Raw genomic sequence first — 10335 nt, forward strand, 5'->3', positions numbered from 1 at the left:
GAATGGTGGGAGCCCATGATCCGGCTCCACCATGTCGCGAAGCTCTACGAGGTCGGCCCGGCCACCCTGCCGGCCCTCACTGACGTTTCGTTCAGCGTGGGCAAGGGCGAGTTCGTCGTCCTGAGCGGTCCGAGCGGCGCCGGCAAGACCACCCTCCTCCGCCTTCTGTACCGGGACGAGCGTCCCTCCGAGGGCGACATCGAGGTGGCGGGATTCGACGTCGTGAACCTGCGCCGCGCCCAGGTTGCCCTCCTCCGTCGCTCCGTCGGCATCGTCTTCCAGGACGCAAAGCTCCTGGCTGGCCGGACGGTCCTCGAGAACGTGGCCTTCGTCCTGCGGGTGCTGGGCGCTCCCCGCGGGGAGATCACGCCGCGGGCCTTCCAGGCGCTCAAGGCGGTGGGGCTCTCGGCCCGCGCCCAGGCCTACCCCGCCCAGCTCTCGCAGGGGGAGGCGCAGCGCGCCTCGCTGGCCCGCGCGATCGTCAAGGTTCCGGCGCTGCTCCTCGCCGACGAGCCCACCGGCAACCTCGACGAGGAGATGGCCGCCGAGATCCTCGAACTGCTCAAGGACATCTGGACCCGCGGCACCACGGTCCTGCTGGCAACCCACCAGACCGGGCTGGCCGCAGGGCTCAAGCGCCGCACCCTCACCCTCCGCGACGGCCGCATCTCGAAGGACGAGGGTTGATCAGCCGGGCCCTGCGGGAGGCGGCGGCTGAAATGGCCCACGGTCAACATGCCGCCAGGCAGGGTTGATGCTCGCCTTCCTCGTGGGCGAGGCGATGCGCGACCTCCGGAGGGCCGGCCGGGTGGGGCTGTCGGCCGTGCTGCTCATCACGCTCTCGCTGGCGGCGCTGGGCGGCTTCTGGCTGGTCTCCCTCAACCTCGAGCGTGCCGTCACCCAGTGGCGCGAGCGGCTCCGGGTCGTCGCCTACCTTCGCGAGGAGCCCCGGTCCGAGGCCGTGGCGGAGCTGCTTCGCAAGGTCCAGGCCCTGCCGGGCGTCCAGCACGTCCGCTACGTCTCGCGCAACGAGGCGCTCGATTCACTCAAGCGCACCCTCGGGGCCCAGTCGAGCGTGGTGGACCAGCTCCCGCGCAATCCGCTTCCCGCATCTGTGGAGGTGACCCCGGATGAAGTCACGGCGACCCCCGACGGCACCCGCGCGCTGGTCCAGCAGCTCGTCGCCCTGCCGGAGGTGGAGGAGGTGCAGGGCGGCGCCGAGTGGGTGGAGAGCCTGGCCCAGTGGCGCCGGCTCTTCCAGCTGACGGGGCTCGGCGTGGGCGCGGTGCTGGCCCTGGCGGCGATCCTCACCGTGACCACGGCGACGACGCTCGTCCTGTATGTCCGGCGGGACGAGATGGAGATCATGCGTCTGGTGGGCGCCACGGAGCGTGTGATCCGCCTCCCGCTCCTGCTGCAGGGGATGGCGCAGGGGCTCATGGGGGCGGTGATCGCGCTGGGGGTCCTCGAGTCCGGCTATGTGCTGCTGGCACCCCGGCTGGAGCCGCTCCTCAAGCTGACCCTGGGGCTGTCCCGCGCGGTATTCCTCTCGGCCCCCGAGATGCTCCTCCTGCTGGGCGGCGGCGCCGTGCTGGGCGCGCTCGGCGGGGTGCTGGCCAAGGGGCGCTCTTTCGCATGAGGCGCGGAGCGCTGGCGGCGCTGCTGATCCTGCTGGCGCTTGCCGGGGCCGCGTGGGCCCAGCCGAGGAAGGATGCCTCCGAGATCGGGGACAGGGAGCGCACCCTCCAGCAGAAGCAGCGCCAGCTCCGCGAGGAGCGCGCGAAGGCCGCCGCGGCCCGCAAGCGCGAGGCCTCGCTCCTCACCCAGCTCGAGGAGACGGAGAAGCGCCTGGCGGCGAAGCGCCGCCAGGTCGCCCTGCTCGACGCCCGGATCAGGCGGGCCCAGTCCGACATCGCGACGCTCCAGGCGGAGATCGGGAGGCTCGAGATGCAGCGTGGTGGGCAGGAGGAGGCGCTGGCCCGCCGCCTCCGCGCGATGTACAAGCTGGAGGTCCAGGGGGGGGTGCTGCCGCTGGTCCTCTCGGGTGCCGACCCCGTGGCCCAGGCCGTGCGCCTGCGCCATCTCACCACCCTGGCCGCGGTGGACGCCCGGATGATTCGAGAGTATCGTGTAACTTCTGAGGGGCTGGAGGAGAGCCGGGTCCGCATGGAGGCGCGGCGCAAGGAGCTGGCGGGGCTCCGGGCCGAGGTCGACAGCGAACGGGCCGAGGCGGACCGGGAGGCCGGGAAGCGCCGGGGACTTCTCGCCAGGGTCAAGGACGAGCGGGCCTACCACGATCGGATGGTGGTCGAGCTGTCGGAGGCCACGCGCCGGCTGGAGGCCTTCATCCGGGGCCTCCAGGCCAGGCAGCGGCGCGCGGCCCGGGTGCCGGAGCGCGGGCGTTCCGTGCCCGGGGACATGGGGCCCGGCGTCGGGCTGGGCGCGCTGCGCGGAAGGCTCGTGTGGCCGGCCGACGGGAGGGTGGTCGGCGAGTTCGGCGCGCAGGTTCACCCGCGGTTCGGGACGAAAACGTTCCGGAACGGCATCGACATCGAGGTGGCCGAGGGAACGAACATCGCCGTCGTCTACCCCGGGCATGTCGTGTACACGGGGTGGTTTCGCGGGTACGGGAACCTGATCATCGTGGATCACGGCAACGACTACTACACGCTCTACGCCCACGCCGCCGACATCCGGGTGGCCGAGGGCGATGACGTCAAGCAGGGACAGATCATCGGCACGGTGGGGGACACGGGCTCGCTCCAGGGGCCGCGCCTGTACTTCGAGGTGCGGCACCAGGGCAAACCGCAGGACCCCGCGCAGTGGCTGAGGCCCCGGGGCTGACCCGGCGCGGCCGCAGAGGAGGACGGGGGACATGGGTTCGATTCGGCACGTCAAGAAGGTCGCGATGGTTTCGGCGCTGCTCTTCGTGCTCACGCTGTCGGTGGGCGGCGGCGTGGCGAGCAAGGGGACCGACCAGGCGGCGACCTACGAGAACCTCCGGCTCTTCACCGAGGTCCTGTCCATCGTCCAGAGCCAGTACGTGGACGAGGTGGCGGCCAAGGACATCATCTACAGCGCCATCAAGGGCACGCTGCGCGGCCTCGATCCACACTCCTCGTTCCTCGACCCGGAGATGTACCGCGAGATGCAGGTGGAGACCAGCGGCAGCTTCGGGGGTCTCGGCATCGAGATCACGCTGCGCGATGACGTCCTGACCGTCGTGGCGCCCATCGATGGCACGCCGGCCCACCGGGTCGGGCTACAGCCCGGGGACCGCATCGTGAAGATCGAGGGCATCACGACCAAGGACATGCAGCTGATCGACGCGGTCAAGCGGATGCGCGGCAAGCCGGGCAGCAAGATCGTCATCAGCATCATGCGCGAGGGCTTCACCGAGCCCAGGGACTTCGAGATCACCCGGGAGCAGATCCACGTGCAGTCCGTGCGCGCCGTGCCCCTCGAGCCCGGCATCGAGTACATCCGCCTGCGCCAGTTCCAGGAGCAGACGTCCCACGACATGGAGGCGGCGCTCGAGAAGTTCACGAAGAACGGCAAGATCCAGGGGCTCGTGCTCGACCTGCGTAACAACCCCGGGGGCCTGCTCACCTCGGCCGTGGAGGTGTCGGAGAAGTTCATCGAGGCGGGCAAGATGGTCGTCTACACCGAGGGGCGCGTGCGCAACCAGAACATGCGGTTCAACGCCAACGCCAAGCGCGTGTATCTGGACTTCCCCATCGTCGTGCTGGTGAACCAGGGCAGCGCCTCCGCCTCCGAGATCGTGGCCGGGGCGCTGCAGGACCACGGGCGGGCCGTGGTCCTGGGTACGCAGACCTTCGGCAAGGGATCCGTGCAGACGATCATCCCGCTATCCGACGGTTCCGGCCTCCGGCTCACCACGGCCAAGTACTTCACCCCGAAGGGGCGCTCGATCCACGGCAAGGGTGTCGCGCCCGACATCCTCGTGGAGATGCCGAAGGTCACGGCGGCCGCGCCCCCCGCGACAGATCCCGCGGCCAAGCCCACGAGCCCGCACGTCGAGACGAAGCCCCAGGAGGACCTCAAGAAGGATCCGCAGCTGCAGCGGGCCCTGGACCTGCTCAAAGCCATGCGCATCCTCGACCGGACGCGTCCGGCTCCCGCGGGGACGCAGGCTCAGGTCCGCTAGAGAGCGGGGTGGGGCGGGATGTCGGCCGGGGTCTGGAAGGCTCTGGCCGGCCTCATCGGCGCCCTCCTGGTCGCCGTGCTCGCGCTGGATCAGTGGCAGGCGCGTCAGGGGGAGACGAGCCTCCTGGGGTTTTCCCTCCTCGCCCCCGCCCCGGCTGGGTCCTCCCAGGGGGGCGTCTCCCCGACCGAGCCACGGCCGATGCAGCGTCCGCAACCGCCAGCCCCGCCTCCGGATGGCGGGCTCTCGCGGCTGGCCGTCATCGTGGACAACCTGGGGAGCCGGCGCGACGTCTTCGATCTCCTGAAGGATGTCGGGCGGCCTGTCTCGGTGGCGGTGCTGCCGGAGTTGCCGCTGTCCAAGTGGATCGCCGGGGAGGCGGCCCGGGCCGGCATGGAGGTCCTGCTGGACCTTCCGATGGAGCCGTACCGCTACCCAGAGATGGATCCGGGGCCGGGCGCGCTCATGCTGGCCATGGCCCCGGAGGCGACGGCGCGGTTGCTGGTGAAGCACCTGGCAGCCCTGCCGGCGGCGGTGGGCGTCACCAACCACATGGGTTCCCGCATGACCGAGGACCGCGCCCGGATGCGGGCTGTCCTCGAGCAGTTCCGGGCCCGACGGCTCCTGTTCGTCGACGCCGTCACGAGCAACCTGTCGGTCGCCTACGATGAGGCCCGAGGCCTGGGCCTGCGCGCCGGACGTCGCCAGGTGCTCATCGACGCCGGAGGGGGCGAGGAGGCGCTCCGGGCCCGCTGGGAGGAGGCCGGGCGACTGGCAGCCGGACGGGGCGAGGCCATCGTCCTGGCCCACGGCCATCCGCTCACGATCCGGCTCCTGAAGGAGTACGTTCCTCGCTGGGAGGCCGCACGGGTGAGGATGGTGCCCGTGTCCCACGTGGTGCGGTAGGGGCTCCGATGCTCGTCCTGGGCATCGAGACATCGTGCGACGAGACAGCGGCGGCCGTGCTGGACGGGGGGCGCAAGATCCTGGGCAGCGTGGTCGCCTCCCAGGACGCGGTGCACGGGCCCTATGGCGGGGTCGTCCCCGAGCTCGCCTCGCGCCGGCACCTGGAAGTCGTCCTGCCGGTGATCACGCAGGCCCTGGCCCAGGCCGGCGTCGGGCTCCCCGATCTCCACGGCATCGCAGTCACCCAGGGCCCGGGGCTGGTGGGTTCTCTCCTGATCGGTTGCTCCGTGGCCAAGGCCATCGCCTACTGCCACAAGCTCCCTCTCGTGGGGGTCAACCACCTCGAGGGGCACATCTACGCCGCCTACCTGGAGGAGCCGGCGCCCGCCCCGCCCTTCCTCGCCCTGGTCGTCTCGGGCGGCCACACGGCGGTCTACCTCGCCCGCGGGGGCGGGGATTACGAGCGCATCGGTCAGACCCGCGACGATGCCGCGGGTGAGGCCTTCGACAAGGTGGCCAAGCTGCTCGGCCTGGGCTACCCTGGCGGGCCCGCCATCGAGCGCGTCGCCCGCGCCGGGGATGCCGGGGCCATCCGGTTTCCGACAGCGCAGATGAGCGACGGGGCGCCGGACTTCTCGTTCAGCGGGCTCAAGACAGCCGTGTCCCTTCACGTCAAGCGCCACGCTCCGCTGGGCCCGCGGCAGGTGGCCGACGTGGCTGCCTCCTTCCAGGCCACGGTAGTGAGGATGCTGGTGCGCAAGACCGTCAGGGCGGCCCAGCGCGCGCACCTGCGGCGCCTCGTGCTCACGGGCGGCGTGGCCGCAAACGGGGCGCTCCGCGAGGGACTCGAGGCGGAGTGCCGCCAGCGCGGCTGGCAGCTCCACGTGCCCTCGCGCGCTCTCTGCACCGACAATGCGGCCATGATCGCCGCCGCGGGCCATGACCGTCTCGTGGCCGGCGAACGGGCGCCTCTCACGCTCAACGCCATCCCCGACCTGGCGCTGGCATGAGCGAGCGCCGTCCATGAGCGTGCGGCTCGACTACGAGGCCCTCCTGGCGGGCCTGCCGGATGCCGTCGTGGGCGTCGACGAGGGGCTGCGGATCGTCCTCTGGAATCCGGCCGCCGAGGCGTTGCTCGGCCGCTCGGCCCGGCGGGCGACGGGGCGCATGCTGAAGGACCTCTTTCCCCCGGACACCTCCCTGGTCCGCCATCTCACCGACACCCTCGCCACGGGCGAGAGCCGCTCGGAGGCGCAGGCGGTGGTGGAGGGGGTCGACGGCCGGCCTCTGCACGTGAGCGTCATGACGGCCCCCCTGGCCGCGCGCGGCGGTGCCGTCGCCGCGGCAGTCGCCGTGATCCGGGACATCACGCGCCTGCGCCAGTTGGAGGCCGAGGTGCGCCGCGGCGAGACGCTGGCGACGGTGGGGCGGATGGCGGTGGGGCTCGCCCACGAGATCCGGAACCCGCTCACCGCCATCCGCGGGGCCGTGCAGCTCATGAAGCGCGAGCTCGGTGACGACCCGCGCTTCCGCGAGTACACCGAGGTCCTGCTCAACGAGGTCACCCGGGTCAACCGCATCATCGAGATGCTGCTGGACCTGGGCCGCCCGGTGACGCTGCGGCTGGCGCCGCTGAACCTCCACCAGCTCCTGGAGCGGGTCGCGCTGCTCTCGCAGGAGATGGCCGCGCAGCAGGGCGTACAGATCATCAGGCGCTATGACCCGAGCCTGCCTGCCATCCTCGTCGACGAGGACCGGATGCTGCAGGTCTTCCACAACCTCGTGCGCAACGCGCTGGAGGCAATGCCCGCGGGGGGGCGGCTCACCCTGATCACCCGGCTCAGCCTGAACCCGCTCTTCTCCAAGGTGGACCTGGGGCATGGCCCCCGGAGCCTGGCGGAAGTGCAGGTCGTGGACGAGGGCCAGGGGATTCCCGAGGCGACGCGAGCCCAGCTCTTCACGCCCTTCTTCACCACCCGGGAGCGGGGGCTGGGGCTGGGGCTCGCCCTGTGCCACCGCATTCTCGAGGAGCACAAGGGCACCATCCAGGTGGAGAGCGAGCCCGGGCGCGGGACGACGGTGTCGTGCTTCCTCCCGGTGGCGCGATGATGTCCCATCTCAGAGATCCGAAGCCAAGGCGCCGGCCGGGGCAGGGGGCCCTCCCCGCGGAACACGCTGAGTCGCCACCCGCGACTCCGTCTCGCAGCGACCCACGAGATCGAGGTCTTCGGCTCCGGGATCGCGCAGAAGCCACGGTTCCGCGGGGAGGGCCCCCTGCCCCACCCGGCGCCGCGTGTCGATGAACTCCTGGGACGGGAGACTAGATGGCTGACGGACGGATCCTGATCGCCGACGACGAGGATGGCCTCCGCTGGGTCCTCGAGAAGGGCTTCCGGAGCGCCGGCTACCAGGTCACCGCGGCCGGGGACGGCACGGCAGCGCTCCGGGAGGCCGAGGCCCAGCCCTTCGACCTGGTGCTTCTGGACGTGCGGATGCCGGGGATGGACGGGCTCACTCTGCTGGGGCGCTTACGGGCGCTGCGGCCGGACCTGCAGGTGGTCGTCATGACGGCCCACGGGACCATGGAGACGGCCATCCAGGCCATGCAGCGGGGCGCCTACGATTACCTCGCCAAGCCGTTTGACCTGGACGAGGCGCTCCTGGTGGCCGAGCGGGCGCTGTCGGCCCGGCGGCTCACCCAGGAGGTGGCCGCTCTCCGGACGGGGCTCAAGGAGGTGTGGGAATTCGGCGCGCTGGTGGGGCGCCACCCGACCATGCAGGAGGTGTACAAGACCATCGGTCGCGTGGCTGGCAGCGACGTGAGCGTGCTCCTCCGGGGCGAGTCAGGGACAGGCAAGGAGGTGGTGGCCCGCGCGCTCCACCACTACAGCCGGAGGGCCGGCCGTCCGTTCGTCGGCATCTCGGCCGCCGCCATCCCGCTGACGCTGCTGGAGTCCGAGCTGTTCGGCCACGAGAAGGGTGCCTTCACCGACGCCCGGGAACGCCGGCTGGGCAAGCTCGAGCTGGCCCATGGCGGTTCGGTCTTCTTCGACGAGATCGGCGACATGCCGCTCGAGCTCCAGGTGAAGCTGCTCCGGGCGCTCCAGGAGCGCGCCTTCGAGCGAGTGGGCGGCCACGAGCTGATCCGCATGGACGTCCGGGTGCTGGCGGCCACCCACCGGGACCTCGAGGCCCTGATGGCGGGCGGACGCTTCCGCGAGGATCTCTTCTACCGGCTCAACGTGGTGACGCTCCAGCTTCCGGCGCTCCGCGAGCGGCGCGGCGACATCCCGCTGCTCGTCGACCACTTCCTGGCGAAATACGCCGACTCGCTCGGCGAGCGGGTGATCGCCCCCGAGGCGATGGACCGGCTCGTGGGCCACGACTGGCCGGGCAATGTCCGCGAGCTGGAGAACGTCATCCAGCGCGCCATGGTGATGGCGACGCCGGGCGTGATCCTGCCCGAGCACCTGCCCATCGGTCCCGTGTCGGCGGCGGCTGGCGTCGCCACCGACGCGAGCCTGGAGGAGGTGATCGAGCGGAAGATGCACGAGTGCGTGCGTGGGCTGCGCGGCCGGGCCTCTGCCAACCTGCACGCCCTCATGGTGGGGCTCGTGGAGAAGCCGCTGCTGCGAGCGGTGATGCGGGAGGCGGCGGGCAACCAGGTTCGCGCCGCCCAGCTACTCGGCATCAACCGCAACACGCTCCGGAAGAAGCTCAGGGAGCACGGCATGGCCCCGGGCGAAATAGATTCTTGACAACTCCGACCGAGAATTGCATAATGCTTGCAAAACATCATGTTCGGAGGGGTCACATGGCGAGCGCAGCACATCGAACCCTGGACTGTCGTGACACGCTCTGCCCCGGGCCCGTGGTCGAGGTCTCCAGGGCCATGAGGATCCTGGGCGTCAACGAGGTCCTGGAGGTGCTGGCCACCGATCCGGGCTTCGTCCCCGACATCCAGGCCTTCAGCAAGCGCACCGGGCATGCGCTCCTGGCGGTGGAGAGCCTGGACGGCGGTTTCCGGGCGCTCATCCGGCGAGTGCAGTAGGGGGCTACGGGCGGGGCACGTACACCTCGCCGCCGGTCTTCCTGAACTCCTTGGCCTTCTCGCTGAGCCCCTGCGCCAGCGCTGCTGCCTCGTCGAGCCCCTGCTTCTCCGCGTACTCCCGCACGTCCTGGGTGATCTTCATCGAGCAGAAGTGCGGGCCGCACATCGAGCAGAAGTGGGCGAGCTTCGCCCCCTCGGCCGGGAGCGTCTCGTCGTGGAAGGCCCGTGCCGTCTCCGGGTCCAGGGCCAGCTTGAACTGGTCCTCCCACCGGAACTCGAACCGGGCGCGCGAGAGCGCGTCGTCCCGCTCGCGCGCCCGGGGATGGCCCTTGGCCAGGTCGGCTGCGTGCGCCGCGATCTTGTAGGCGATGACGCCGTCCTTGACATCCTGCTTGTCCGGCAGCCCCAGGTGCTCCTTGGGCGTCACGTAGCAGAGCATGGCCGTGCCGAGCCAGCCGATCATGGCGGCGCCGATGGCCGAGGTGATGTGGTCGTAGCCGGGGGCGATATCGGTGGTGAGGGGCCCCAGGGTGTAGAACGGCGCCTCCTGGCAGACGGCGAGCTGGCGGTCCATGTTCTCCTTGATGAGGTGCATGGGCACATGCCCCGGCCCCTCGATCATGACCTGGCAGTCATGCTCCCACGCAACTCGCGTGAGCTCGCCGAGCGTGTCCAGCTCGGCGAACTGGGCCTCGTCGTTGGCGTCAGCCTGGCACCCCGGCCGGCGGCCGTCGCCCAGCGAGAATGCCACGTCGTAGGCCGCCAGGAGCTCGCACATCTCCCTGAAGTGGGTGTAAAGGAAGCTCTCCCGGTGATGCGCCAGGCACCACTTGGCCATGATGGAGCCGCCGCGGGAGACGATGCCCGTGATCCGCCGGGCCGTCAGCGGGACGTAGCGCAGCAGGACGCCCGCGTGGATGGTGAAGTAGTCCACCCCTTGCTCGGCCTGCTCGATGAGGGTGTCCCGGTAGACCTCCCAGGTCAGGTCCTCCGCCCTACCGCGCACCTTCTCCAGGGCCTGATAGATGGGCACAGTGCCTATCGGCGCCGGCGAGTTGCGGATAATCCACTCCCTGGTAGTGTGGATGTTCTTGCCCGTGGAGAGGTCCATAACTGTGTCCGCGCCCCAGCGGGTGGCCCAGACCAGCTTCTCCACCTCTTCATCGATGGAGGAGGCCACCGCGGAGTTGCCGATGTTGGCGTTTATCTTCAC

At 70.7% G+C, this 10335-nt stretch carries 10 protein-coding genes; 9 read left to right on the forward strand and 1 reads right to left on the reverse strand.

Annotation, left to right across the window (positions count from 1 at the left end; genetic code table 11):
- Nucleotides 1–15: 15 nt before the first annotated feature.
- The 9 genes from HYV93_00755 (at nucleotide 16) to HYV93_00795 (ending at nucleotide 9122) form a co-directional block, all read left to right on the forward strand.
- Entirely contained in the window at nucleotides 16–687 is a 672-nt protein-coding gene (locus tag HYV93_00755) for an ATP-binding cassette domain-containing protein (protein MBI2524488.1), read from the forward strand.
- Nucleotides 688–754: 67 nt separating this feature from the next.
- A complete protein-coding gene (locus HYV93_00760; GenBank protein MBI2524489.1) occupies nucleotides 755–1639 on the forward strand; it encodes an ABC transporter permease in 885 nt (294 codons plus the stop codon).
- Nucleotides 1636–2844 carry a peptidoglycan DD-metalloendopeptidase family protein gene (locus HYV93_00765; GenBank protein ID MBI2524490.1) on the forward strand — a complete coding sequence of 403 codons (1209 nt, stop codon included), beginning with the start codon at nucleotides 1636–1638 and terminating at the stop codon, nucleotides 2842–2844. The genes HYV93_00760 and HYV93_00765 overlap by 4 nt, the downstream gene beginning before the upstream one ends.
- 31 nt (nucleotides 2845–2875) lie before the next feature.
- The gene (locus HYV93_00770; protein ID MBI2524491.1) at nucleotides 2876–4168 is read left to right on the forward strand and encodes a S41 family peptidase; all 1293 of its coding nucleotides are present in this window, start codon (nucleotides 2876–2878) and stop codon (nucleotides 4166–4168) included.
- Between the two features lie 18 nt (nucleotides 4169–4186).
- Nucleotides 4187–5071: a divergent polysaccharide deacetylase family protein gene (locus HYV93_00775; GenBank protein MBI2524492.1), complete on the forward strand. Its 885-nt coding sequence runs from the start codon at nucleotides 4187–4189 to the stop codon at nucleotides 5069–5071.
- Nucleotides 5072–5079: 8 nt separating this feature from the next.
- Nucleotides 5080–6081 (forward strand): tRNA (adenosine(37)-N6)-threonylcarbamoyltransferase complex transferase subunit TsaD, encoded by a 1002-nt coding sequence (gene tsaD, locus HYV93_00780; GenBank protein ID MBI2524493.1) that lies wholly within the window; start codon nucleotides 5080–5082, stop codon nucleotides 6079–6081.
- Between the two features lie 13 nt (nucleotides 6082–6094).
- The gene (locus HYV93_00785; protein ID MBI2524494.1) at nucleotides 6095–7180 is read left to right on the forward strand and encodes a PAS domain-containing protein; all 1086 of its coding nucleotides are present in this window, start codon (nucleotides 6095–6097) and stop codon (nucleotides 7178–7180) included.
- Nucleotides 7181–7395: 215 nt separating this feature from the next.
- Nucleotides 7396–8829 carry a sigma-54-dependent Fis family transcriptional regulator gene (locus HYV93_00790; protein MBI2524495.1) on the forward strand — a complete coding sequence of 478 codons (1434 nt, stop codon included), beginning with the start codon at nucleotides 7396–7398 and terminating at the stop codon, nucleotides 8827–8829.
- Nucleotides 8830–8885: 56 nt separating this feature from the next.
- Complete coding sequence (locus HYV93_00795; protein MBI2524496.1) at nucleotides 8886–9122, forward strand: sulfurtransferase TusA family protein; 237 nt, start codon at nucleotides 8886–8888, stop codon at nucleotides 9120–9122.
- A 4-nt stretch (nucleotides 9123–9126) separates the two neighbouring features.
- On the opposite strand, the gene thiC is transcribed toward HYV93_00795, so the two are convergent.
- The coding region (gene thiC / locus HYV93_00800; protein MBI2524497.1) for a phosphomethylpyrimidine synthase ThiC at nucleotides 9127–10335 on the reverse strand (1209 nt) is incomplete at its 5' end.

The organism is Candidatus Rokuibacteriota bacterium (genome assembly GCA_016188005.1).
Lineage (GTDB): Bacteria > Methylomirabilota > Methylomirabilia > Rokubacteriales > CSP1-6 > UBA12499.

Bases quoted from the DNA above. Each gene is read 5' to 3' on its own strand.
- HYV93_00755 (MBI2524488.1), top strand. From the start codon at position 16: ATGATCCGGCTCCACCATGTCGCGAAGCTCTACGAGGTCGGCCCGGCC.
- HYV93_00760 (MBI2524489.1), top strand. From the start codon at position 755: ATGCTCGCCTTCCTCGTGGGCGAGGCGATGCGCGACCTCCGGAGGGCC.
- HYV93_00765 (MBI2524490.1), top strand. From the start codon at position 1,636: ATGAGGCGCGGAGCGCTGGCGGCGCTGCTGATCCTGCTGGCGCTTGCC.
- HYV93_00770 (MBI2524491.1), top strand. From the start codon at position 2,876: ATGGGTTCGATTCGGCACGTCAAGAAGGTCGCGATGGTTTCGGCGCTG.
- HYV93_00775 (MBI2524492.1), top strand. From the start codon at position 4,187: ATGTCGGCCGGGGTCTGGAAGGCTCTGGCCGGCCTCATCGGCGCCCTC.
- tsaD (MBI2524493.1), top strand. From the start codon at position 5,080: ATGCTCGTCCTGGGCATCGAGACATCGTGCGACGAGACAGCGGCGGCC.
- HYV93_00785 (MBI2524494.1), top strand. From the start codon at position 6,095: ATGAGCGTGCGGCTCGACTACGAGGCCCTCCTGGCGGGCCTGCCGGAT.
- HYV93_00790 (MBI2524495.1), top strand. From the start codon at position 7,396: ATGGCTGACGGACGGATCCTGATCGCCGACGACGAGGATGGCCTCCGC.
- HYV93_00795 (MBI2524496.1), top strand. From the start codon at position 8,886: ATGGCGAGCGCAGCACATCGAACCCTGGACTGTCGTGACACGCTCTGC.